Annotated in this window: 22 protein-coding genes and 13 tRNA genes; 6 read left to right on the top strand and 29 right to left on the bottom strand. The window is 57.8% G+C overall.

Translation table 11 applies throughout. From position 1 onward, the window contains the following. The first annotated feature begins 115 nt into the window (after positions 1–115). A tRNA-Ile gene (locus LA321_RS09730) sits at positions 116–192 on the top strand. A gap of 148 nt (positions 193–340) precedes the next feature. On the opposite strand, the gene LA321_RS09725 is transcribed toward LA321_RS09730, so the two are convergent. The 4 genes from LA321_RS09725 to LA321_RS09710 all read right to left on the bottom strand — a co-directional run bounded on the left by LA321_RS09725 (position 341) and on the right by LA321_RS09710 (position 2,953). Beyond that, positions 341–889, bottom strand: a complete 549-nt coding sequence (locus tag LA321_RS09725) for a cytochrome b/b6 domain-containing protein (protein ID WP_042073408.1) — start codon at positions 887–889, stop codon at positions 341–343. Then, positions 870–1,244 carry a cytochrome b562 gene (locus LA321_RS09720; RefSeq protein WP_026456188.1) on the bottom strand — a complete coding sequence of 125 codons (375 nt, stop codon included), beginning with the start codon at positions 1,242–1,244 and terminating at the stop codon, positions 870–872. Before LA321_RS09720 ends, LA321_RS09725 begins: the two co-directional genes overlap by 20 nt. A gap of 301 nt (positions 1,245–1,545) precedes the next feature. Continuing rightward, positions 1,546–2,022 carry an Lrp/AsnC family transcriptional regulator gene (locus tag LA321_RS09715; RefSeq protein WP_005304871.1) on the bottom strand — a complete coding sequence of 159 codons (477 nt, stop codon included), beginning with the start codon at positions 2,020–2,022 and terminating at the stop codon, positions 1,546–1,548. 307 nt (positions 2,023–2,329) lie between these two features. After that, a complete protein-coding gene (locus tag LA321_RS09710) occupies positions 2,330–2,953 on the bottom strand; it encodes a helix-turn-helix transcriptional regulator (protein ID WP_042073406.1) in 624 nt (207 codons plus the stop codon). A 201-nt stretch (positions 2,954–3,154) separates the two neighbouring features. Here LA321_RS09710 and LA321_RS09705 point away from each other — a divergent pair, with 201 nt between their 5' ends. Both LA321_RS09705 and LA321_RS09700 read left to right on the top strand, forming a co-directional pair. Then, a complete protein-coding gene (locus LA321_RS09705) occupies positions 3,155–4,408 on the top strand; it encodes an MFS transporter (protein ID WP_042073404.1) in 1,254 nt (417 codons plus the stop codon). 214 nt (positions 4,409–4,622) lie between these two features. Further along, the gene (locus tag LA321_RS09700) at positions 4,623–5,441 is read left to right on the top strand and encodes a Cof-type HAD-IIB family hydrolase (RefSeq protein ID WP_042073403.1); all 819 of its coding nucleotides are present in this window, start codon (positions 4,623–4,625) and stop codon (positions 5,439–5,441) included. Between the two features lie 31 nt (positions 5,442–5,472). Here the strand turns inward: LA321_RS09700 and LA321_RS09695 are convergent, their stop codons facing one another. Next, on the bottom strand, positions 5,473–6,036 hold the full coding sequence (locus LA321_RS09695; protein WP_042073401.1) for a DUF2799 domain-containing protein: 564 nt from the start codon (positions 6,034–6,036) through the stop codon (positions 5,473–5,475). A 206-nt stretch (positions 6,037–6,242) separates the two neighbouring features. Here LA321_RS09695 and LA321_RS09690 point away from each other — a divergent pair, with 206 nt between their 5' ends. Together LA321_RS09690 and LA321_RS09685 are read left to right on the top strand one after the other, a co-directional pair. Further along, on the top strand, positions 6,243–7,082 hold the full coding sequence (locus LA321_RS09690) for an isopenicillin N synthase family dioxygenase (protein WP_042073400.1): 840 nt from the start codon (positions 6,243–6,245) through the stop codon (positions 7,080–7,082). Between the two features lie 243 nt (positions 7,083–7,325). Continuing rightward, on the top strand, positions 7,326–8,639 hold the full coding sequence (locus tag LA321_RS09685; RefSeq protein ID WP_042073397.1) for a sodium-dependent transporter: 1,314 nt from the start codon (positions 7,326–7,328) through the stop codon (positions 8,637–8,639). Between the two features lie 3 nt (positions 8,640–8,642). Here LA321_RS09685 and LA321_RS09680 read toward each other — a convergent pair whose 3' ends face one another. Beyond that, on the bottom strand, positions 8,643–9,362 hold the full coding sequence (locus LA321_RS09680) for a substrate-binding periplasmic protein (protein WP_042073395.1): 720 nt from the start codon (positions 9,360–9,362) through the stop codon (positions 8,643–8,645). Between the two features lie 410 nt (positions 9,363–9,772). On the opposite strand from LA321_RS09680, the gene LA321_RS09675 reads away from it, so the two are divergent. After that, positions 9,773–11,086: a sodium-dependent transporter gene (locus tag LA321_RS09675; RefSeq protein WP_042073393.1), complete on the top strand. Its 1,314-nt coding sequence runs from the start codon at positions 9,773–9,775 to the stop codon at positions 11,084–11,086. A 251-nt stretch (positions 11,087–11,337) separates the two neighbouring features. Here LA321_RS09675 and LA321_RS09670 read toward each other — a convergent pair. The 23 genes from LA321_RS09670 to LA321_RS09560 form a co-directional block, all read right to left on the bottom strand. Continuing rightward, a tRNA-Val gene (locus LA321_RS09670) sits at positions 11,338–11,413 on the bottom strand. Positions 11,414–11,431: 18 nt separating this feature from the next. Beyond that, a tRNA-Lys gene (locus LA321_RS09665) sits at positions 11,432–11,507 on the bottom strand. A gap of 21 nt (positions 11,508–11,528) precedes the next feature. Next, positions 11,529–11,604: transfer RNA gene (locus LA321_RS09660), tRNA-Val, on the bottom strand. Between the two features lie 18 nt (positions 11,605–11,622). Further along, positions 11,623–11,698, bottom strand: a tRNA-Lys gene (locus tag LA321_RS09655). A gap of 22 nt (positions 11,699–11,720) precedes the next feature. After that, positions 11,721–11,796 (bottom strand) — tRNA-Val (locus tag LA321_RS09650). A gap of 18 nt (positions 11,797–11,814) precedes the next feature. Further along, positions 11,815–11,890: transfer RNA gene (locus LA321_RS09645), tRNA-Lys, on the bottom strand. A gap of 21 nt (positions 11,891–11,911) precedes the next feature. Continuing rightward, a tRNA-Val gene (locus tag LA321_RS09640) sits at positions 11,912–11,987 on the bottom strand. A gap of 18 nt (positions 11,988–12,005) precedes the next feature. After that, a tRNA-Lys gene (locus tag LA321_RS09635) sits at positions 12,006–12,081 on the bottom strand. A 22-nt stretch (positions 12,082–12,103) separates the two neighbouring features. Then, a tRNA-Val gene (locus LA321_RS09630) sits at positions 12,104–12,179 on the bottom strand. An 18-nt stretch (positions 12,180–12,197) separates the two neighbouring features. Next, a tRNA-Lys gene (locus tag LA321_RS09625) sits at positions 12,198–12,273 on the bottom strand. 21 nt (positions 12,274–12,294) lie between these two features. Continuing rightward, positions 12,295–12,370: transfer RNA gene (locus LA321_RS09620), tRNA-Val, on the bottom strand. Between the two features lie 31 nt (positions 12,371–12,401). Next, positions 12,402–12,477 (bottom strand) — tRNA-Lys (locus LA321_RS09615). Between the two features lie 174 nt (positions 12,478–12,651). Then, positions 12,652–13,443: a tol-pal system protein YbgF gene (gene ybgF / locus LA321_RS09610; RefSeq protein ID WP_042070373.1), complete on the bottom strand. Its 792-nt coding sequence runs from the start codon at positions 13,441–13,443 to the stop codon at positions 12,652–12,654. Between the two features lie 12 nt (positions 13,444–13,455). After that, positions 13,456–13,980: a peptidoglycan-associated lipoprotein Pal gene (gene pal, locus LA321_RS09605; protein WP_005313284.1), complete on the bottom strand. Its 525-nt coding sequence runs from the start codon at positions 13,978–13,980 to the stop codon at positions 13,456–13,458. Between the two features lie 49 nt (positions 13,981–14,029). Then, a complete protein-coding gene (tolB, locus tag LA321_RS09600; protein ID WP_042070375.1) occupies positions 14,030–15,355 on the bottom strand; it encodes a Tol-Pal system beta propeller repeat protein TolB in 1,326 nt (441 codons plus the stop codon). Between the two features lie 94 nt (positions 15,356–15,449). Then, entirely contained in the window at positions 15,450–16,571 is a 1,122-nt protein-coding gene (gene tolA, locus LA321_RS09595) for a cell envelope integrity protein TolA (RefSeq protein WP_042070376.1), read from the bottom strand. Between the two features lie 5 nt (positions 16,572–16,576). Continuing rightward, a complete protein-coding gene (gene tolR / locus LA321_RS09590) occupies positions 16,577–17,023 on the bottom strand; it encodes a protein TolR (protein ID WP_026456924.1) in 447 nt (148 codons plus the stop codon). Continuing rightward, positions 17,023–17,712 (bottom strand): protein TolQ, encoded by a 690-nt coding sequence (tolQ, locus tag LA321_RS09585; RefSeq protein ID WP_026456925.1) that lies wholly within the window; start codon positions 17,710–17,712, stop codon positions 17,023–17,025. Before tolQ ends, tolR begins: the two co-directional genes overlap by 1 nt. Next, positions 17,702–18,109, bottom strand: a complete 408-nt coding sequence (gene ybgC / locus LA321_RS09580) for a tol-pal system-associated acyl-CoA thioesterase (protein ID WP_042070377.1) — start codon at positions 18,107–18,109, stop codon at positions 17,702–17,704. The genes tolQ and ybgC overlap by 11 nt, the downstream gene beginning before the upstream one ends. A 105-nt stretch (positions 18,110–18,214) precedes the next feature. After that, positions 18,215–18,526 carry a cyd operon YbgE family protein gene (locus tag LA321_RS09575; protein ID WP_042070378.1) on the bottom strand — a complete coding sequence of 104 codons (312 nt, stop codon included), beginning with the start codon at positions 18,524–18,526 and terminating at the stop codon, positions 18,215–18,217. Beyond that, positions 18,513–18,629, bottom strand: coding sequence for a cytochrome bd-I oxidase subunit CydX (gene cydX / locus LA321_RS09570; protein WP_026456928.1), 117 nt, complete (start codon positions 18,627–18,629; stop codon positions 18,513–18,515). The genes LA321_RS09575 and cydX overlap by 14 nt, the downstream gene beginning before the upstream one ends. A 15-nt stretch (positions 18,630–18,644) precedes the next feature. Next, complete coding sequence (gene cydB, locus LA321_RS09565) at positions 18,645–19,781, bottom strand: cytochrome d ubiquinol oxidase subunit II (protein ID WP_042070379.1); 1,137 nt, start codon at positions 19,779–19,781, stop codon at positions 18,645–18,647. A gap of 11 nt (positions 19,782–19,792) precedes the next feature. Then, positions 19,793–21,349, bottom strand: a complete 1,557-nt coding sequence (locus LA321_RS09560; protein WP_026456929.1) for a cytochrome ubiquinol oxidase subunit I — start codon at positions 21,347–21,349, stop codon at positions 19,793–19,795. Positions 21,350–22,014 lie beyond the last annotated feature (665 nt).

Genomic DNA, 22,014 nt, shown 5'->3' with positions numbered 1-22,014 from the left:
CCAAACATAACCCCTTTCATCATCACAGCAGGATAATTAGTCGCCAAGTGGTTGATCTGCCTATGGACTGCCCTTTGTACTTCCCCTATAATCCACGCCGCTAAACGCACAATTTGGCCCCTTAGCTCAGTTGGTCAGAGCAGTCGACTCATAATCGATTGGTCGTGGGTTCAAGTCCCCCAGGGGCCACCAAATTGAAAAAGGCCGCTCATCAGGAGCGGCCTTTTTGCATTCAGCCCAGACCATGAAACGCTGCGCACCAGATACAAAAAGACCCGCCATGGGCGGGTCTTGGGCTGGCAACACGATGCAAGGCTTCACACTGAAATAGAATTCTGGTTTATGCGTTTTCGCTCTGTCCGGATGGTAGGCGATCCCGCCCAGGCAACATCCGTCTGACCAGATTGCTGCGTTGACGCCATGAGGTGAACAGGATGGCTAGCAGATGCAGGGCTATCAGCCCTTGCAGCGCCCAGGTACACCACTCGTGCCAATCATCGGCTCCCAGCTCGAAACCCGTCTCGGTATTCTGAAACCAGCCCGTTCCTGCTGTCGCCAACACCAGCAGCCAGAAAGCCCACACCGCCAGCTTGCCGGTACCGTGATGACCCGGCGCTGGAGGCTGACGCTCACACATCTCTTCCGCTTGCTGGCGAAAGTCCGCACGGCTGGGGAGCAAGGCATCGAGACGGGCATATCCCCTGGCCCATGTCACTCCCCATAACAACCGCAAGGCGACGAGGGCAATCGAGCCATAACCAAGCCACTCGTGCCACTCCTCTCCCGCCTCATTAAACCAGAGGTTGCCGATGCAGATCGCCGCCAACCCCCAATGAGTCAGGCGGACCACCCCATCCCAGCGAAAAGGCTCACCCTTTTTGCTTGGCATATTTGTGGTACTCCTTCTTCAGGTCGTTGACCTTGGCCAGATGCTCACGCGCCTTGCTCTCATCACCGGCCTTGAGCGCAACCAGGCTGGCATCCAGCTCGGCTTGCACCTCGTTCATGCCTTCGAGGAACTTCTCTTTCTTGGCTGCAGGCATGTTCTTCTGCTTGGCCACATCCAGCTGGGCCTTCATCTCGTTGATGTACTTCTCCATGGTGGCGGGATCTTCCGCCTTGACGGCCTGCTTGTAATTGAAGCCGATCTTCTTCATGGGCTGTTCCAGATCACCGGCCATGGCAGGCAGGGTCATCAAGCCAAACATCAGGGGCAACAGCAGGGGGCGTACAGTTTTCAACATGGTATTTCCTTATCAGATGACATTGCGGCTTCTTGTTCGCACTCGATAAGTGCAGTCAATTGAATATGATGCCACGAACAAGGGGGAATTGTATGGGGAAAGTTCGACCAATTGTGGCCAGATGTGTCAGATATGCTGACTGCATGTAGCCAATCGATACATTTCATCATCTTGGAAGGACATGGGAAAGAGGAAGGGAAAATGCACCATGCGGGTCATCAACAGCCACAAGACGATCCGCATGAGGCAGAGATGGCCGAGTAAAGGAGTCACCTCTTCCACCCGGCGCAGAGTGAGGAACTTAGCCCAAATGGTTAAGCGGCAGCGCCGTCTTGTGCTTGATGCGGCGCAGCACGAAGCTGGAACGCACTCCGGTCACCCCCGGAATATGGGTCAGCTTGTCCAGCAGGAAGTGCTGGTAGTGCTCCATGTCACGCACTACCACCTTGAGCTGATAGTCGGCATCGTTGCCTGTGATGAGGTCACACTCGAGCACCTCTGGCAGCTCACTGATGGCCCGGTCAAAATTCTCGAACCGCTCCGGCGTATGCCTGTCCATGGAGATGTGAATGTAGGCGGTGAGGGTCAGACCCAGTTGGCGGGCGTTGAGCAGAGTAACGTGGGTGTCGATGAGGCCGGCATCTTCCAGTGCCTTGACCCGGCGGGAACAGGGGGAAGGTGAGAGGCCAACCAGCTCGGCCAGTTCCAGATTGCTGATGCGGCCGTTCTCCTGCATCAGCTCAAGAATATGTCTGTCTATGCGATCAAGTTTCAGCATTCCCCCATCCTCGTTGCAATGACTAATCCACTTTTTCTAGATTAAGGGTGAACTATTGCAAAAACAACCGAAATAACTGCTCACTTTGCAACCACTCACCGGCCTGGGAGGGATACCATGGTTACATCTTCCGGTGGTAAAGCAGATGCCCAACCAGGTCTCTGCGGTGAAGGACCTTACCGGGTCAAGAGCCCCATCAGCCGTCCGACCTTATCGGGAACAGACGGGCTGGAACGAGAGCATCCCCTCCCCGAAGGCAACAAAGCAGGCATCCCGGCGCCTGCTTTGTTGTTTCTGGCTTCCTGCATCAGGGCTTTGCCGGCCGGATCCGGTAGAGGCAACGATGATCCCCGTCCAGCAAGTATTGCTCCCGTTCGACCTCGGCCGGCGCCAGCAGCTGGCGAAACATCTCCAATTCACTGCGACAAAATCCCCGACAGGCCCGGGCGGCGGCGCAGATGGGGCAGTGGCTCTCCCACAACAGCCAGCTGCCATCCTCCTCCTGACGCATATCCGCCATATAGCCTTCACGTGTGCGAAGAGCCTTTAATGCACTCAACCTGTCGGCCAGCCCGGCCTGGGTCAGATGCGCCTGATAACGAGCCAGCTGTTGCTGCTCCCGCTGCAGGATCAGCCGCTCCATGCCAACCTCGCCAAACAGCTGCTGGATATTGTCAATAAGCTGCAGGGTCAGGTCGCTGTGGGTATCGGGGAAGCGTTGCCAGGCCTGCTCGGTCAGGTGCCACAGCCGCACCGGACGGCCGCGACCGCGAGCCTCGTCGCTAAACCCCACCCAGCCTTCAGCCTCCAGCGCCATCAGATGCTGACGGGCGCCCATGGAGGTCATCTGCAACTGCTCTCCCAGTGCGGCGGCACTCTGGGGACCATGGGATTTGAGCAGGAACAGGATCTTGTCGGTACTGGCATTCATTGAGTGACTCTCGCTATCGACTCTGGGTTATCGACAAGTAGGCTGCGGGGGAGCTATGGCTCCTTGAGCAGGAGCTTGCCGGTGCAGGTGTCCATGGGCTCATTATGGGAAGTGTGATTTTTTAAATCAACTATTCACTTTACTTAATGTCACTTCTCACCCAACATAAATAAACCAATAACTTTATTTAATGAGGCTGACATGGAAGCACGCAAAGGACAGGCAACTCTCTGGGTATTGGTGATGACGGTGACACTGGCGGTGGCGGGTTTCAGCCTGCCGTCACCCGTGCTGGCGCCGCTGCTGCTGGATCCGGCGCAGGGCATGCTGACGCCGGATACGTCGGACTGGAGCCGCAAGGTGTGGCTCGGCGTCATCATGGGGCTCTATCCGCTGTTTCAGTTGGTAGGCTCCCCCTGGCTGGGCAAACAGTCGGATCGCCACGGCCGCAAGCCGGTGTTGACACTCTGCCTGATCGGCGTGCTGGCGGGGTATGCCCTGATGGCGCTGGGGATCGCCTGGCGTTCCCTGCCACTGTTGCTGCTGAGCCGGATTGTGGAAGGCTTCTTCAACGGCAATATCGCCATCGTCCAGGCAATGGCGGCGGACATGAGCACCACCAAGACCAAGGCGCGCAGCTTCGCCTGGATCAACATCGGCATGAATCTGGGCTGGGTACTGGGCCCCATGATAGGCGGTTACGCCGCCGTGATTTCAGGGGATTACAGCCTGGCCGCCTGGCTGGCGGTAGCCATGACCGCCATCAACCTGCTGCTGGCGTACTGGCTGCTCCCCCACCAGACACCGGCAGCCACTCGCCAGCAGGCCCCCTCCCTCTCTTCCCGTGAGTTGCTGTTGCAACCCACCCTGCTGCCCTACTTCGTGCTGACCCTGCTCAGCTATGGCGCCGTGCAGCTCTATTTCACCTACTTCAACGTCTGGTTGGTGGAGCGGCTGGCCTGGGATCCGGTACAGCTGGCGCAAGCTGCCGTACTGGTGAGCGTGCCCATGATGCTGGGCTCCTGGCTGGGTTCCCGCCTCGCCCGCCATTGGCGTGGCAGCAGTCTGGGGATTGTCGGCCACCTGGTGATGGCGACAGGCATGCTGATGTTCGTGCTGCCGACCCACTGGTGGGGACTGGCGCTGACCTTTATCCCCGCCGGCATCGGCATGAGCCTCGGAGAGCTGGCGACCTCGGTAGCCATCTCCAACCGCAGCCATGCCGAACAACAGGGGCAGGCGATGGGCATTTACCGCGGCCTGGCGGTAGGCAGCGAGATACTGGCGGTCGTGGTTGGCAGTCTGGTGCTGCTGGCAGGCACTGAATGGCCCTTCTATCTGGCCGCCCTCTGCGGTGTGCTATGTGCTGCCGGTTTCTATGGCCTGCGCAGACGGGCCGATCGGCGACAACCAGTGGCAGCGGCCCCGAACCAGCTCGAAGTGCAGGCGGAGTGAGGAAGTAAAGATAAAGAGTCTGCACTGCCGTCAGATCACAGATTTCCGTCCGGCTCCCTGTCAGGGCTTGCATCCGCACGTCGGGTTTGGGAGGGTAGAAGCCTTGTCCCGTGTCTGATGCCGGATCCGGAATGAACCAATAACCGACACGGACAACCCCATTCGCCGCGAGATGGTATGGCACCTCGCCCGGACCGACATTGCTGGAGATGATATGAGTAATTTTCAGGCCATTGCTCTTGATATGGATGGCACCCTGCTGACCCGGGATCACAGGATCTCGTCTGCTACCCGGGCGGCTCTTGATCAGGCTCGTACCCGGGGCATCAAGGTGCTGCTGGTGACGGGACGCCACTTCATGACGGCACGCCCCTTCCATCACGAACTCGCTCTCGATACCCCCATCATCTGCAGCAACGGCGCCTACCTATACGATCCGGAGCAGGATCGGATCCTGGATGGCGATCCCCTGGCGATCGCCCCCCTTGACCAGCTACTGGGACAGATTGAGGCCCAGGCGATGGGGGCCCTGTTTCACTTAAGCGAAGGCATTGGCTTTCTTGGCTGCGAGGAGCACGTTACCCGGATCCGCCACTGGTCGACCCGGCAACCGGAACATCTCAAGGTCTCTCTGTTGCCGGCAGACGATCCGGCAAGCTGGCTGGCGCAGCCAATTTGGAAGCTGGAGCTGTTCAACCAGGATCCGGCTCGCCTGCACGCCTTCATGAGCGATGTGGTGGATGCCATGCCCTTTACCCGTGACTGGGCCGCCCCCTACGCGGTAGAGCTGGTGCAACCGGGTTGCAGCAAGGGCAACCGGCTGGCCCAGTGGGCCGAGAGTGAGGGGATCGCGATGGAAAACGTGGTGGCCTTCGGCGACAACAACAACGATCTCAGCATGTTCGAGCAAGTTGGGCTGGCGGTTGCCATGGGCAATGCGGCGTCACAGATCCAGACGGCAGCGGATCGGGTCACCGCAGATCACAACGAGGACGGTATCGCCCTGGCGCTGCAGCGCTGGGTACTCTCCTGACCAGGTGCTGGGCCGGTCTTGCCGGACCGGTTCAGCCTCCGAAGGAGAACTGGATCACCCGATCCGGAAAGCGCAGTCGATCATATTCACGGCGCAGGGATTCGTAATGACGAATGGCGCGATAGCGCTTGTCACGGTAGTACTGCCGCTGCTGGGTATCCTTTTCGCTGCGGATGCTGCGCTCAAGCTGATCGATCTCCCGCTCGCTGCGGGCCAGCTCGTTGCGAATTTCACTCAGGCGGGTTTCCAGCTGATATTCCTGATAACCGCGCTGATACTGCTGCAGGAAGCTGGCATCGTTGGGACATACCCCCTGATAGGCGATGCCAGACTTGCCCTTGCTGTAGGCGAGCTCCGGAATGCAGTAAAGCTCCAGCCCCTTGTTGTAACCCCGCAGCCACTCGCCCTCATCCACCCTGAGGCCATATTCGCCACAGGTGGCAACATAGTCCCGCGCCTGCTGACGGCTCTTGCCCTGCTCTCCATCCTGATGCCCCAGGTTGTACCAGCTCATGGAACGGCACTCCTCTTCCGACAGCGAGCTGCAACCGGCGAGCAGCAAGGGCAGGGTCAACAACAGGATCTTGGGGGACATGAGAGGGCTCCGGAAAAGACAGTGGCTGGCATTCTAGTGAGGATGCCGGGTTGGGACAAGGGATGGAGGCGGGTTCTGACGGATACCTTTTTTTGACTTTTTTATCACTATTTACGGCTTACCTGAACCGGGCTCGCGGCCCGCTTTCCTTGGCGCATCGTGCGGGGTACACTGCGCCATCTTTTAACTGGCGCGTAACAAAAATAATGAAAGTCCTGACCGTCGATTACCGCTCGCCCGATGCGGCGCAGCGCTTTACCGAATCCCTGCGAACCACCGGCTTCGGGGTACTGACCAACCACCCCATCCCGAAAGAACTGGTGCAGTCCATCTATGACAACTGGTATCGCTTCTTCATGAGCGAGCAGAAACAGGATTTTCTGTTCAATCGCGAGACCCAGGACGGCTATTTCCCGCCGTCAGTCTCAGAGGTGGCCAAGGGCCACAGCCAGAAAGACATCAAGGAGTACTTCCACATCTACCCCTGGGGCCAGATGCCGGCAGAGCTGAAAGAGCAGGCGATGGAGTATTATGCCCTCGCCAACAACCTGGCCGCCGAGCTGTTGGGCTGGGTCGAGCAATACACACCGGCCGACATCGCTACCCACTACAGCTGCCCGCTCTCCTCGATGACCGAAGAGAGCCAGAAGACCCTGCTGCGGGTGCTGCACTATCCGCCGTTTGACGGCACCGAGGAGCCGGGCGCCATCCGCGCCGCCGCCCACGAGGACATCAACCTGCTGACCATACTGCCCGCTGCCAACGAGCCTGGCCTGCAGGTGAAGGGTTCCGACGGCGAGTGGATGGACGTGCCGTGCGATTTTGGCACCCTCATCATCAACATTGGTGACATGCTGCAGGAGGCCTCCCGTGGCTATTACCCCTCCACTACCCACCGCGTCATCAACCCGACCGGCGGCAGTGCCAGCAAGTCGCGCATCTCCCTGCCGCTGTTCCTCCATCCGCGGCCGGACGTGGTACTCTCCGAGCGTCACACCGCCCACAGCTACCTGATGGAGCGGCTGCGGGAGCTGGGGGTCATCTAGTCCCGCAGGCACGATCTGCACGATCTGACAGAAAAACCGGAGCAAACCCGCTCCGGTTTTTATTTTTTGGCATGATTGCATGCAAAGATATGATTTATTGGTTAATCATGCCAAAAATCCTGTCTTCATCCCCATAAGCGTCGTTGTGATTGCCCGCCTCCCTCCGTAATCTGAGTGCCGTTCCAGCCCCATTTTCAGACCCTACTTTCTAGCCCCACCAAGGGGCGCTCGATTGGAGTTCTTATGAAGCAGTCCCAATGGTCATCCCGCCTCGGGTATATCCTGGCCGCCGCCGGCTCCGCTGTGGGGATCGGCGCTATCTGGAAGTTCCCCTATGTGACGGCCACCAATGGCGGTGGCGCCTTCCTGCTGGTATTCCTGCTGTTCAGCTTCACCCTGGGGGTCATAGTGCTGATGGGGGAGACGCTGCTCGGCAGCATGAGCCGCCGCGGGGTGGTGGGTGCCTTCTCCGAACTGCTCGGCAAGCGCTGGCGCTGGGTCGGCGTCATGGGCATTCTCTGTACCCTGCTCATCTTCAGTTTCTATAGCGTGGTAGGAGGCTGGACCCTGGGCTACACCGGCATGGCCATCTCGGGTCAGCTCAACCAGGGGGACGCAGCCGCCCTCACCGCCCGCTTCAATGACTACGTTAGCGATGGCACCTGGCCCATCCTCACCCACCTGCTGTTTGCCGCCCTCACCTGGATCGTGGTGCAAGGGGGGATCCAGCGCGGGGTGGAGCGCACCCTGCGCTGGATGATGCCGGCCCTGTTCCTGATGATCCTGATGCTGGTGGCATTTGGCCTGACCCTGCCCAATGCCATGGCGGGTGTGCGCCACTTTCTGATGCCCGATTTCAGCAAGCTGGGGATGTCCGGCGTGCTCGACGCCATGGGGTTGGCCTTCTTCTCCCTCTCCATCGGCCTTGGCATTCACACCACCTATGGCGCCTATCTGCCCTCCAGCGAAGGGGTCGGGCGCTCCAGCCTCTGGGTCGTGCTGCTGGCCAGCATGATCGCCGTACTGGCCGGCTTGATGATCTTCCCCGTGCTGGCCGCGACCGGCATCGATCCGGCGGCAGGGCCCGGCCTCACCTTCATGACCATGCCGGCTGTGTTCCAACTGCTGCCGTTCGGCCAGGGGCTGGCGGTCATCTTCTTCGGCCTGCTGGTGTTTGCCGCCCTCTCCTCTGCCATCTCCCTGCTGGAGCACCTGCAGTGCTTCCTGTGCGAGAGCTGGGGCTGGTCCCGTCGCAAGGCCTGCAGCGCCATCACGGCGGTCATCATGCTCAACGGCATTCCGGTCAGCCTGTCGTTCGGCCCCCTGCAACATGCCACCCTGTTTGGCAAAACCATCTTCGAACTGCTGGATTTCATCACCTCCAACCTGATGATGCCGCTGTTCGGCCTGATGGTGACCCTGTTGCTGGGCTGGAAGCTGGGACGCAAGGCACTGCCGCAGGGGTTGGCGGCCCACTGGCATCACCTGTTGATGAATGGCTGGCGCTGGCTGGCACCGCTGCTGATCGGCGGGATCCTGGTGCGGGGACTGGTCTGATCCTCAGCGCTTGTGGTCAGGGAACCTGCCTTCACGATGGGCGGCCCTGACCTTGTCGAGGGCAGCCTGCCAACGGGCAATCACGGCATCATCCTGTGACTTGCCAAAGGCGAGATACAACCAGGAGTCGTGCAATATGACCCCGCTGTTGGTAACACTCTTGGCAGACAGGCCCAGCCGCTCCAGCGCGGCATCGAGCACCATCTCCCCTACCGGCAGGGCGTCTATCTTGCCAAGCAGCAGGCGCTGCAAGGCTTCATCTACGGTCTGATAACGTACCAGATTGGTATAGCCCTCCCGGGTTAGCCGCTCGTCATCGGCATTGCCCAGCACCACCCCGACTCTGGGCAGATGACGCAATTGGTCCAGCCGGGTCAGTGTTTGCCGGATGCCGGGAGGCTGGTAAATCACGACCCGATTGAGAAAAAGCGGCCCGACCCATTTGTAATGGGGAGCCCGCTCCGGCGTCCATTGGGTCACAAACAGTGCATAGCCCGGCTCCAGCCTGGTCAGTGCCAACCCCCGTTTAAAGGGATAGACCCGGATAGGCTGATGCTCGCCCAGTTCTTGCTGAACCTCTTCCACCAGTCGCACGGCCAACCCATCCAGCTTGCCCTCATGGAGATACGTAAAGGGAGGGAGCTCATGGCTGAGCAGCGTCAGGGCTGGCTGGGCCGAGAGACTCAGACTGAGGAACAACCAGGGGATGAAGATCCATTTCATATGCAATCCTGCCTTTGCTGCTGTGATACCGGCTTCCGGCCACGCACGCCATAGGAAACGAGGGTGATTATCCCCCAGCCATCAAGGACAAGGTAGCGAAGCGGCTGCCCGATGATCGCCCTGTGGGAAAATGGCGAGATAGCCACATATAAAAATTTTTTATTTTATGTGTCAATTTATCTTTCCATGGTTTAGGCTGTCGACTCGGTTTATTGCTCGGGTCATCTCTTCATGTCTGCCATCCTCGTGCTGTTTGGTCGATTTTTTAGCTCGCAAGAGAGGTGACCTTGCACGCACAGCTTGTCTGAAAGTTCATTGCAAAGGTCGCCTCGGGCGGCCTTTTTTGTTGTTGCTCATATTGTTGTTTGCCCAAGGAGTATCGATTCGATGTTGCATTACCCGGAGGTTGCATGAGTCAGGTTCAGTGGTCTTCCCGTCTTGGTCATGTGCTGGCAGCCGCCGGCACGGCGATCGGCCTTGGCGCGATCTGGAAGTTTCCCTATGTGACGGCCACCAATGGCGGGGGCGCCTTCCTGCTGGTGTTTCTGCTGTTCAGCTTCACCCTGGGGGTGGCGGTGCAGGTCGGCGAAACCCTGCTCGGCAGCCATAGTCAGCGAGGGGTGCTCGGCGCCTTCCGCAAACTGGTGGGTCCGAACTGGCGCTGGATGGGGTACATGGGGATCCTGTGTGGCTTCTTCATCTACAGCTTCTACAGCGTGGTCGGCGGCTGGACCGTCGGCTATGCGGCACTGGCCGTGAGTGGCCAGCTCAACCTGAGCGAGGGAAGCGCCCTCACCGCCCTGTTCAACGGCTATGTAAGCAATCCCTGGTGGCCTGTGCTGACCCATCTGGTATTTGCCGGGCTGACCTGGTGGTTCGTACAGGGCGGGATCCAGAAAGGGGTGGAGCGAGCCCTGCGCTGGATGATGCCGGCCCTGTTCGTCATGATGCTGCTACTGGTCTGTGTGGGTCTATCCATGCCTGGCTCCGTGGCTGGGGTACGCCAGCTGCTGCTGCCGGATTTCACCATGCTGACCGGCCAGAGCGTGCTGGATGCGCTGGGGCTGGCCTTCTTCTCCCTCTCCATTGGTCTGGGGGTACACACCACTTATGGCGCCTACCTGCCCAATAGCGAGGGTGTGGTGCGCTCAGGCGTCTGGGTGGTCACTCTGGCGAGCTTCATCTCGGTGCTGGCGGGCCTGATGATCTTCCCGGCGTTGGCATCGACCGGCATCGATCCGGCAGCAGGCCCGGGGCTGACCTTCATGACCATGCCTGCGGTATTCAACCATCTGCCGTTCGGTCAGGGACTGGGGATAGTCTTCTTCCTGCTGCTGCTGGTCGCTGCCCTCTCCTCCTCCATCTCCATGCTGGAGCACCTGGTGCGCTTCACCACCGAAGAGTGGGGCTGGTCACGCCGTGGGGCTTGCCGGGTGCTGACCCTGCTCATCATGGCCTCGGGCATCCCGGTCAGCCTGTCGTTCGGCCCCTGGAGCGATCTGACCCTGTTTGGCAAGACCATCTTCGAACTGCTCGACTACCTCACCTCCAATCTGATGATGCCGCTGTTTGGTCTGGTGCTGACCCTGCTGCTGGGCTGGCGGCTGGGGGAACGCATCCTGCCGGCAGGATTGTCGCCCGCATTGCGGCTCGCTCTGCTCTGGTGCTGGCGCATCGTGGCCCCCCTGTTGATCGCCGGGATCCTGATCCGCGGCATCCTGTAAGCCCATGCCAGAGGGCTGGCCCTGGCCTGCCCTTTTTTCTTGTCCGGAATCCTGGATGAACCTTGGTAAAGCAAGCGAATATAGCCGCAGGCCATCATGATGACGACGGGTAGTGGCAGTAAGGCGAAGAAGAGAGAGGCTGCAATGCGGCAGAAGAACAGCCGGCACGCCGAACGACAGGCAAAAAAATCCCCACCTGAGTGGGGATTTTTTCTGAAACATTGCTACAGATTTCAGTGTTCTTGCAAAGATGGTGGTCGTTACTGGGCTCGAACCAGTGACCCCCTCCTTGTAAGGGAGGTGCTCTCCCAGCTGAGCTAAACGACCTGGGATATTGCTAAATGATGGTGGGTCGTGCTGGATTCGAACCAGCGACCAATTGATTAAAAGTCAACTGCTCTACCGACTGAGCTAACGACCCATCTGTATCATTTTTTAAAACTGGTGGTCGTTACTGGGTTCGAACCAGTGACCCCCTCCTTGTAAGGGAGGTGCTCTCCCAGCTGAGCTAAACGACCTGGGATATTGCTAAATGATGGTGGGTCGTGCTGGATTCGAACCAGCGACCAATTGATTAAAAGTCAACTGCTCTACCGACTGAGCTAACGACCCATCTGTATCATTTTTTTAAAACTGGTGGTCGTTACTGGGCTCGAACCAGTGACCCCCTCCTTGTAAGGGAGGTGCTCTCCCAGCTGAGCTAAACGACCTGGGATACTGCTAAATGATGGTGGGTCGTGCTGGATTCGAACCAGCGACCAATTGATTAAAAGTCAACTGCTCTACCGACTGAGCTAACGACCCATCTGTATCATTTTTTAAAACTGGTGGTCGTTACTGGGCTCGAACCAGTGACCCCCTCCTTGTAAGGGAGGTGCTCTCCCAGCTGAGCTAAACGACCTGGGATACTGCTAAATGATGGTGGGTCGTGCTGGATTCGAACCAGCGACCAATTGATTAAAAGTCAACTGCTCTACCGACTGAGCTAACGACCCATCTGTATCATTTTTTCAAAACTGGTGGTCGTTACTGGGCTCGAACCAGTGACCCCCTCCTTGTAAGGGAGGTGCTCTCCCAGCTGAGCTAAACGACCTGGGATACTGCTAAATGGTGGTGGGTCGTGCTGGATTCGAACCAGCGACCAATTGATTAAAAGTCAACTGCTCTACCGACTGAGCTAACGACCCATCTGTATCATTTTTTAAAACTGGTGGTCGTTACTGGGCTCGAACCAGTGACCCCCTCCTTGTAAGGGAGGTGCTCTCCCAGCTGAGCTAAACGACCTGGGAATTCTGTCTCCACCTGGTGGAGAAAATGGTGGGTCGTGCTGGATTCGAACCAGCGACCAATTGATTAAAAGTCAACTGCTCTACCGACTGAGCTAACGACCCTCACCACGACCAGCTCCGACCGCGTTACCGCTTCGGCTCTGACGGCGGCCTATATTACGGATTTAAATTTCCGGTGCAACCTAAAATTCGTAATTTAAATCCGTTTGCTCACTGCGCATACAAATGCGCGCCGTTTTTACAGTACCGTTACGAAAACAGTAACATACGGCAATGTTACAGCTTGCTCAGGCTCTGCTTGGCCAACTGGGCTGGCGAGGTGTTGGGATATCCCTTGATCACCTGCTCATAGAAGCTCTTGGCTTCCGCCTTCTTGCCATCCAGCTGTGCCAGCATCCCCAGCTTCAGCAGGGCATCGGCGCGCTTGGGCGACTTGCTGTATTTGTTGGCCAGAGTGGCAAACTGGGTGGTGGCACCGGCTCTGTCACCCTTGTTGAACAGCAGCTGACCCAGCCAGTAGTGGGCATTGGGGACATAGCTGGAGTTCGGGAACTGCTTGATGAACCCTTCGAAGGCAGGAATCGCCTTGTCGTAGTTCTTCTCCTTGAGCACCATGTTCACCGCGGCGTCATAGGCCTGATTCTCGTCCTGGTTGGTCGAGTAGTTGGCAGCTGCTGCGGGAGTGGTTGCGGGCGCGGCAGGAGCGGCCTGTTGGCTGCTGGCGACCTTGTCCAGCTCCTGATAGAGCTGGCGCTGACGCTCCTGCGACTGTTCCATCTGGTAGGTCTGTTGCTCCAGCTGACCACGCAGCTCGGAGACTTCACCTTGCAGGGAGTCAACCTGCTGCTGCAACTCGGCCTGCATCCGCAGACGGGCGTTGAGAGTGCGCTCCAGCAAGGCGACCCTGTCTTCCAGGCTGCCAGACGGGACTATGGCACCGTTATTGCCGCTAAGGATAACGCCACCGCTCGAATCACCGCCCAGGTCGCTGACTGGAGCCGCGGCATGAGCAGTGACTGCAAATAAAACGGCCATCGAAATGGCCGCTTGCTTATACACAAAATTCATCCGAATCAAACCTTAGTAAACCAGGACCGCACGACGGTTCTTGGCAAAGGCATCCTCGGTGTGAGACAGATCCAGCGGCTTCTCTTCGCCATAGCTGACGATGGAGAGCTGCTCAGCCTGCACACCCAGGGTTTGCAGATACTTGGCAACAGCCTTGGCACGACGCTCGCCCAGCGCGATGTTGTACTCCGGAGTACCACGCTCGTCGGCGTGACCTTCGATCAGCACTTTGACGGACGGGCGCTCACGCAGGTAGCTGGCGTGGGCATCCAGCAGATCAGCGTACTGACCCTGGATGTCATAACCGTCGAACGGGAAGTAGATGACGTTGTCACGCTGCAGTGCTTCGAACTTCTGACGCATCTGCTCTTCCGGGGACAACATACCGTTGGCGCCGCCGGTTTGTACACCGCCCATGCCGTCGGTCATGCCTGATTCGGCACCAGCGGCGTCGGAATCAGAAGAAGAGCTACAAGCGGCCAGGGTGAACAGTGGCAGTGCGATGGCCAAACCCTTGAGCAGTTTATTGAGTTGCATGCTATTTCCTTAAACCTTTATAACAAAACAAAAAACAATCGGATTTTTATCAATTCAAGAAGGGCGACCAAGCTGGTGCACGTATTTCACCGCTACTGGTCGGAAGCACAGCCTTGAAGCGACCATCAGTCGACACCAATGCCAGACTCTTACGACCCTGATAGATGGTGGCATAAATGATCATGCTGCCATTGGGAGCCACACTGGGCGACTCGTCCAGAGCACTTTGGGTCAACACCAACAGAGCACCGGTTTCCATGTCCTGACGTGCGATGCGATATTGTCCCTGAACCCGGGTCACCATCACCATGGTCTTGCCGTCCGGAGTAATGGATGCCCCCTGGTTGGATTCACCTTCCCAGGTCATCCGGCGAGTCACGCCAGTCGACAAATTTACGCTATAAATCTGGGGTTTGCCACCACGTTCGGAGGTGAACAGCAAAGTTTGCCCATCCGGCATCCAGGACGGTTCGGTGTCGATGGTGCGGTTATTGGTGACTCGAGTGAGTTGCTTGCTAGCCACATCAACGACATAGAGATCAGGCTGACCATCTTTGGACAAAACGATAGCCAGACGACGACCATCCGGAGACCACTCCGGCGCCCCGTTGATGCCACGGAAACTGGTGATCAGGCTGCGCTGCTGGGTGTAGATATCCTGCACGTAGATCTCGGACTTCTGGTTCTCGAAGCTCACATAGGCCAGCTTGCTGCCATCCGGCGACCAGGATGGCGACATCAGCGGCTCGCGGGAGCGCAGCAGAGTCTTCTCGTTGTAACCGTCGTAATCGGAGATACGCAGCTGATACGGGAACTGGACACCCTGCTGGACGGCCACATAGGCCAGACGAGTCAGGAAGGCGCCACGCTCGCCAGTCAGACGCTCATAGACGATGTCGGAGATACGGTGGGCAAACTGGCGCATCTGGGCACCCGGGATGGTCGCCATCCGGCTGTCCAGGATGTAGCCGCTGCTTTCACCGCCCTGTGCCTTGGCCAGCTGGCCCTTGAGCACATCGACCAGCTCGAAGTTGACCTTGTAGGTGCCATCCCCGACCGGCGCAATGGTACCGACCACGACCGCTTCTACTCCCTGGGCAGCCCAGGGCGCGAAGTTGATCTCACCGCTGGTGCTCGGGGTCTGCGGCATCTGGCTGCGGGCCAGCGGCTTGAACTTGCCGCTGCGCATCAGGTCGTTGGAAACCACTTCGGCGATGTCCTGCGGCAGCTGGCCATTGCCTTCCCACTTGAAGGGAGCGATGGCGATGGGACGTGCGCTATCGATACCGCCTGTGATGACGATGTCCAGGGCCGCCTGGGCACTCTGGCCCAGCAACAAACAGCCAACCAAAGCAAAAAACACTTTTCTGATCATGGCTTAAATACTCGGTTCCAATAAAAATGAGAGGTTCGATTCCTTTGTCAGCAAGATGCTGCCCACCACAGTCAATGACCCCGTTATCCCGTATTTAGATGTTCGGTTCCAACTTGAGGTTGAACTCCTTCAACATCTCGAATGCCGCAGGATCCTTGGGTACCGGCAAGGAGCCAGCCTTCAGGACCGCCGCCTTGCCGGAGCGACAAACAGCCGGATCACCCTGGCCATTATCCACCGAGATGACAAAGCCGGAGCTCGCAAGACGTACACCGATAGTACAGGTTTTGCCCCGCATTGTGGGATCCAAAATCATATACCGCTCAACAGTGGCCTTGATGAGGGCCGCGTATTTGTCGACCTCCCCCTGCGCCGCCGCCGATGCCGCCTGACTGCGGGCATTGGCCTCGGCCGCCAGCTGCTGTTGCATCATGGCTTCCATCTCTTTTTGCAATCTGGCCTCTTCCGCCGCTTTGCGCTTGCGTTCAGCCTCGGCCTTGGCCTTCTTCTCGGCCTCCGCCTTGGCTTTCTTCTCTGCGTCAGCTTTTGCCTTCTTGGCCGCCTCTTCCTTGGCCTTCTTCTCGGCCTCGGCTTTGGCTTTTTTCTCTGCTTCCGCCTTGGCTTTCTTCTCGGCTTCGGCTTTGGCTTTTTTCTCCGCTTCCGCTTTCTTGGCCTTAGCCTCTTCTGCCTTGGCCTTCTCTTCGGCCTCTTTCTTCTCTTGTTCCTTTTTCTTTTTCAGCGCCAGCGCCTTGGCATCTTCCGCCGCCTTGCGCTCGGCTTCCGCCTTCTTGGCCTTCTGCTCTTCCAGCTTGCGGGCTTCCTCGGCTTTCTGGGCCTTCTCTTCCGCCAGCTTCTGCTCGGCTACTTTTTTCTGTTTCTCGGCCTCGGCCTTGCGGGTCGCCTCTTCGGCCTCCTTGCGTTTGGTCTCGGCGATGCGCAGACGCTCCTGTTCCTGCGCCAGCTCACGCTTGGCCTGCTCAGCCTCTTCCTTTTTCTTCTGCTCGGCCACCTTGGGCTGGGCCTTCTGCTGCTGGATCTGCTTCGCCTGCTGATCCAGGAACTCGCTGTCCAGCATCACCGCATTGACGATCTGCCCCGTTGACTCGGGTCGCTTGGGCTTGCTGAAGTCGAGACCGACAAACAGGATGATGCCGATGATCAGATGCAGCAGGAACGATGCGACGAGATAACCGGAAATACCACGCTTCACATCCATCTCCGTCAGTTCACCGGATCCGTCATCAGACCAACCTGAGGCACCCCGGCATTCTTGAGGGCCACCATCAACAGGATCACCTCCTCGTAGCGCACCGCCTTGTCACCGGCGACCACCACGGGGGCGTTCTGGTTGATGGCCAGATAGCCCATGGCCTTCTCGGTGATGTACTGCTGCATCGCCTCGGGCGTGCCGCTGGGAACCGGCTCGTCATCCGCCTCGCCTGCCTTGATCACGTATTCACCGTCGGTATTGACGCTGACGATGAAGGGCGGCTTGGCATCTTCCGGCAGCTGCTCGGATTCAGCCTGCGGCAGATCGACCTTGACCCCTTGCGTGATCACGGGCGTCACTGCCATGAAGATGATGAGCAGCACCAGCATGACGTCGATATAGGGCACCACGTTGATCTCGGCCACCTTCTTGCGCCGGATCCGCTGATAGGTTTGCATTACTGATCACCCTGCTGCTGAGCAATTTGACGGTTCAGAATGGTGGAGAACTCGTCCATGAAGTTGGCATAGGCGTTCTCCAGTCGCTCGACCTTGTTGGAGAAGCGGTTGTAGAAGATAACCGCCGGGATCGCCGCAAACAGACCCATGGCGGTGGCGATCAGCGCCTCCGCGATACCCGGAGCCACCATCTGCAGGGTCGCCTGCTGCACCTGACCCAGGGCGATAAAAGCGTTCATGATCCCCCACACGGTACCGAACAGACCGATATAGGGGCTGATGGAACCTATGGTCGCCAGCACCGGCAGATTCGATTCCAGATCGTCCACCGCGCGGGAGAGGGAGACACGCATGGCACGATAGGTACCGTCCATCACCGCATCCTGGCCACGGGCGCCAGCCTTGAGCAGACGGGCGTACTCCTTGAAGCCGGAGTAGAAGATGTCTTCCATGCCTTCGATGTCGTCGCGACGGGAGGAGGACTCCTGGTAGAGACGGTTGAGATCGACCCCGGACCAGAATCTGTCTTCAAACTGCTCGGAAGCGAGATTGGCCGCCTTGATCACCTTGGAGCGCTGGATAATCAGCGCCCAGGAGACCACGGACATCCCCATCAGGGTGATCATGACCAGTTTGACCAACAGGCTGGCTTGCCAAAACAGGCCAATAAACGAAATTTCAGCGTGCACTTAACAGCACTCCCTTGATATTTTCAGGTATTGCGACAGGTTTCATTTGCGGATGACTGACACAGGCTATCTGTACCATGGCCCGGGCGACAAGTCGCCCGTCGGCCGCCAGGATCTGCTGGGAAAAGCGCAGGGATGCGCGTTTCATTTCAGTCACTTGCGTTAACACATTCAGTAATTCATTAAAACGGGCCGCCGAGCGGAAATCGATCTCGGTGCGAGTCACGACGAAGGCGAATCCCTCCAGCAGCAAAACGTCCTGTTCGACGCCCCTTGCACGAAGAAACTCGGTGCGAGCACGTTCCATAAACTTGAGATAATTGGCGTTGTAGACGATGCCCCCGGCGTCGGTATCTTCGTAGTAAACACGCACCGGAAACTCAAAGACTTCCCCCATAACAATCTGTGATCCATTCGACAGTCAGATGGGGGGCTATCATAGCGCAGGGCTGAATAGGAAAGAAGCAGGGGGAGACAGGGAAATCCTGCCTCCCCCCGTTTTTTATGCAAGGAAATATGACTGCATCAACCAGAGCCCGTACAACAAACTGGGCAAAGCGAGCCAGGGGTTGAAGAACAGGCGTCCGAACAGGCTGCGGGGGTGGAATCCCAGCCCGTGCAGCACGCCGCAGCAGACTGCCCACATCAGCCAGGGCGCCAGCCAGTGACCGTGTTCACTGGTGTTGGCCGCGATCAGGTTCGGGGCCTGCAAGATGGCGACGCCCAACAGGGCCGCCGCCAACAACATCAACCCCTGCCATGGCTGGCGCTCCAGGGGAGCGGCCAGCCTGGCGAGTCGATCACTTGTCTTCATCGATCTGGCGATCCATGTTCTCGGTGTGTTCCAACCACAGCGCATTGATGATGCCAAATGCGCAGGCCAGCAGCAGACCCAGGATCCAGGTGAAATACCACATTGTCAGGGCTCCTTCTTAGTAGGCCGAATGTTGGTTATCTTCGATGTGCTTGTTGGTCACCCGGCCATACATCTTGATGTAGGTCCAGAGGGTGTAACCCAGCACAATCGGCACGAAGATAGCAGCGGCCACCGTCATCACCTGCAGGGTGTTGAAGGAGGCAGTGGTATCCCACATGGTCAGGCTCTGTGACGGCTCAAGGCTTGAGGGCATCACGAACGGGAACATGGAGAAACCGGCGGTCAGGATGATGCCCGCCATCGCCAGGGAGGAGCAGGTAAACGCCAGCCAGCCCTTGTTCAGCTTGGCAAACACGGCAACCAGCAGGCTCATGGAGAGGCCCAGCACGGGGGCTGCCACCATCCACGGGTAGAGGCTGTAGTTGTTCATCCAGGCGCCGGCCTGTTGCACCACTTCCTTGCCGAGCGGGTTGGAGACGGCATCGTTCGCGGCGGCCTTGACGATGACATAGCCATCCATGCCGCTGACCCACCAACCGGCCAGGGCGAACAGCACCATGGTCAGCAGGGAGCTGCCGATGGCGGCGGTGCGGGAGCGGGCCAGCACTTCACCTTCGGTCTTCATCATCAGCCAGGTTGCGCCCTGCGCCAGGAACATGCACAGACTCACCACGCCGGCCAGCAGACCGAACGGATTGAGCAGGCCGAAGAAGTTGCCGTGATAGGTAGACATCAGGAACTGGTTGAACTCGAACGGCACGCCCTGCAGCAGGTTGCCAAACGCCACGCCAAACACGATGGGCGGTACGGCACCACCGATGAACAGGCACCAGTCCCAGTTGTTGCGCCATCTCGGGCTTTCCAGCTTGGAGCGGTAGTCAAAACCGACCGGACGGAAGAACAGCGCCATCAGGGTCAGGATCATCGCCACATAGAAGCCGGAGAATGCGGTGGCATAAACCAGCGGCCAGGCGGCGAACAGGGCGCCACCTGCGGTGATCAACCACACCTGGTTGCCATCCCAGTGGGGGGCAATGGAGTTGATCATGACACGACGTTCAATGTCTTTCTTGCCGACGAAGGGGAGCAGTGCGCCCACCCCCATGTCGAAGCCGTCAGTGATGGCGAAACCGATCAGCAGCACACCGACCAGCACCCACCAGATGACACGCAGAGTTTCGTAATCAAACATGGTTACTCTCCTTATGCCTTGAGCTGTTCGAAGTGATACTTGCCGGTCTTCAGGCTGCTAGGGCCGAGGCGGGCAAACTTGAACATCAGGTACATCTCGATAATCAGCAGCACTGTGTAGAACAGGCAGATACCGATCAGAGAGAACCAAATCTCGGACGCAGGCACGTTGGAAGCGGAGACGAAGGTCGGCAGCACTTCCGCAATGGTCCAGGGCTGACGGCCGTACTCGGCTACAAACCAACCGGCTTCGATGGCGATCCACGGCAGCGGGATACCCCACAGCAGGGCCTTGAGCAGCCACTTGCGCTCGCCGATGCGGTGACGGGCACTGTCATAGAAGGCCAGGCCGATCAGCACCAGCATCACCATGCCGGTCGCTACCATGATGCGGAAGGCGAAGAACAGCGGCAGTACGTGCGGGATGGAGTCATCCACCGCAGCCATGATCTGCTCCTCGGTCGCATCGGTCACATTGTTGGTGTAACGCTTGAGCAGCAGACCGTAACCCAGATCCTGCTTCACTTCGTCGAAGCGAGCGCGGGTCTCGTCAGACTTGTCGCCGGATTGCAGCTTGGTCAGCAGGTCGTAGGCGGTCATGCCGTTGCGCACGCGCAGCTCGTGCTCGCTCTTCAGATCCTTGAGACCGGTCACCTGACCGTCCAGGGAACGGGTCGCGATGATGCCAAGGGCATAAGGGATCTTGATGGCGTAGTCGGTGCGCATCTCTTCCTGATTCGGAATACCGAACAGGGTAAAGGCGGCTGGCGCGGGTTCAGTCTCCCACTCGGCTTCGATGGCAGCCAGTTTCACCTTCTGCACTTCACCTGTCTCGTAACCGGACTCGTCACCCAGCACCAGCACGGAGAGGATGGAGGCCATACCGAAGGCGGCAGCAATGGCGAAGGAGCGACGGGCGAAGGCCACATCACGATTCTTCAGCAGGTAGTAGGAGGAGATGCCCAGTACAAACATGGCGCCGCAGGTGTAGCCCGCTGCAACAGTGTGCACGAACTTGACCTGAGCTACCGGGTTGAACACCAGATCGGCGAAGCTCACCATTTCCATGCGCATGGATTCAAAGTTGAACTCGGCACCGACCGGGTTCTGCATCCAGCCGTTGGCAACCAGGATCCAGAGGGCGGAGAGGTTGGTCCCCAGCGCCATCAACCAGGTGGCAGCCAGGTGTTGATGCTTGGAGAGACGATCCCAACCGAAGAAGAACATACCGACGAAGGTGGACTCCAGGAAGAAGGCCATCAGCCCTTCGATGGCCAGCGGGGCCCCGAAGATGTCGCCGACATAGTGGGAGTAGTAAGCCCAGTTGGTCCCGAACTGGAACTCCATGGTCAAACCCGTGGTCACCCCGAGGGCGAAGTTAATGGCGAACAACTTGCCCCAGAACTTGGTCATGTCCTTGTAGATGGGGTTGTTGGTCATAACATAGACAGATTCCATGATCGCGAGAATGAAGGTCATTCCCAGCGTCAGGGGGACAAACAAGAAGTGATAGAGGGCCGTCGCAGCGAACTGGAACCGCGATAGGTCGACCACATGCTCAGCAATCATGATGTTTCCTCACCGATTATTGGCACGGCTATTTTAAGATTTAGGGACAAAGCTTCCGTTGGGGGTTAGCAAATGGAGCTTGCTGTAAATCCTCACAACAAAACCCCTTCACCAACGACCAATATTAACAACAAGGCAATACCTGAGAACAAAGAAAGCTAATGTTTAACAATTCTAAAACAACCAGCTGGAATTTATTCTCGCCCATGATGACCGTGGTTTTATATCACCTTTATTTGATTGAAATCAATGTAAAAGCGACCCAATTACATGGCTTCAAAAGGCATCTTTAAACTATTTACAAAGCGATGAAGAGAGCTGGATCACAAAATTAGACTTGATGTAAAACATTGATTTAAATCAATTTAAATTTTTAACATCTCGCTCTCTAGTTTAATTTAAAAATAACAGCCAAGGTCATGTTTATCATGTTATCCGGATTGTTCTGGCCGCCTCGGAAAAGCAATTTAAAACTGCAAACAATGCATACTCATGCGAATCAATCAGACCAAATTCATCATTAGTTAAACTAATTTGAATGGTGCAATTTTTCTTGTTTGCCCGGGCTGATTCGAACTCCTACAATGCGCCTCGCAGTGAGGACATCCCCTTGGATACAGGCCGGTTAATCAGGGTTCACGGTACGTATCCGACCATCCGTTTGA

Source organism: Aeromonas enteropelogenes (assembly GCF_020097295.1).
GTDB lineage: Bacteria > Pseudomonadota > Gammaproteobacteria > Enterobacterales > Aeromonadaceae > Aeromonas > Aeromonas enteropelogenes.
This window is presented reverse-complemented; position numbering and strand designations above follow the sequence as displayed.

Coding starts and splice junctions, on each gene's coding strand:
- tolR (WP_026456924.1), bottom strand. CDS start 17,023: ATGCAAACCTATCAGCGGATCCGGCGCAAGAAGGTGGCCGAGATCAAC.
- ybgF (WP_042070373.1), bottom strand. CDS start 13,443: ATGAATTTTGTGTATAAGCAAGCGGCCATTTCGATGGCCGTTTTATTT.
- LA321_RS09685 (WP_042073397.1), top strand. CDS start 7,326: ATGAAGCAGTCCCAATGGTCATCCCGCCTCGGGTATATCCTGGCCGCC.
- LA321_RS09575 (WP_042070378.1), bottom strand. CDS start 18,526: ATGAAGACAAGTGATCGACTCGCCAGGCTGGCCGCTCCCCTGGAGCGC.
- tolA (WP_042070376.1), bottom strand. CDS start 16,571: ATGGATGTGAAGCGTGGTATTTCCGGTTATCTCGTCGCATCGTTCCTG.
- tolB (WP_042070375.1), bottom strand. CDS start 15,355: ATGATCAGAAAAGTGTTTTTTGCTTTGGTTGGCTGTTTGTTGCTGGGC.
- LA321_RS09705 (WP_042073404.1), top strand. CDS start 3,155: ATGGAAGCACGCAAAGGACAGGCAACTCTCTGGGTATTGGTGATGACG.
- LA321_RS09675 (WP_042073393.1), top strand. CDS start 9,773: ATGAGTCAGGTTCAGTGGTCTTCCCGTCTTGGTCATGTGCTGGCAGCC.
- LA321_RS09710 (WP_042073406.1), bottom strand. CDS start 2,953: ATGAATGCCAGTACCGACAAGATCCTGTTCCTGCTCAAATCCCATGGT.
- LA321_RS09680 (WP_042073395.1), bottom strand. CDS start 9,362: ATGAAATGGATCTTCATCCCCTGGTTGTTCCTCAGTCTGAGTCTCTCG.
- pal (WP_005313284.1), bottom strand. CDS start 13,980: ATGCAACTCAATAAACTGCTCAAGGGTTTGGCCATCGCACTGCCACTG.
- cydX (WP_026456928.1), bottom strand. CDS start 18,629: ATGTGGTATTTCACCTGGATCCTGGGTCTGCTGCTGGCCTGCGCATTT.
- ybgC (WP_042070377.1), bottom strand. CDS start 18,109: ATGGGGGAAGTCTTTGAGTTTCCGGTGCGTGTTTACTACGAAGATACC.
- LA321_RS09715 (WP_005304871.1), bottom strand. CDS start 2,022: ATGCTGAAACTTGATCGCATAGACAGACATATTCTTGAGCTGATGCAG.
- LA321_RS09725 (WP_042073408.1), bottom strand. CDS start 889: ATGCCAAGCAAAAAGGGTGAGCCTTTTCGCTGGGATGGGGTGGTCCGC.
- LA321_RS09700 (WP_042073403.1), top strand. CDS start 4,623: ATGAGTAATTTTCAGGCCATTGCTCTTGATATGGATGGCACCCTGCTG.
- LA321_RS09720 (WP_026456188.1), bottom strand. CDS start 1,244: ATGTTGAAAACTGTACGCCCCCTGCTGTTGCCCCTGATGTTTGGCTTG.
- LA321_RS09690 (WP_042073400.1), top strand. CDS start 6,243: ATGAAAGTCCTGACCGTCGATTACCGCTCGCCCGATGCGGCGCAGCGC.
- LA321_RS09560 (WP_026456929.1), bottom strand. CDS start 21,349: ATGATTGCTGAGCATGTGGTCGACCTATCGCGGTTCCAGTTCGCTGCG.
- LA321_RS09695 (WP_042073401.1), bottom strand. CDS start 6,036: ATGTCCCCCAAGATCCTGTTGTTGACCCTGCCCTTGCTGCTCGCCGGT.
- cydB (WP_042070379.1), bottom strand. CDS start 19,781: ATGTTTGATTACGAAACTCTGCGTGTCATCTGGTGGGTGCTGGTCGGT.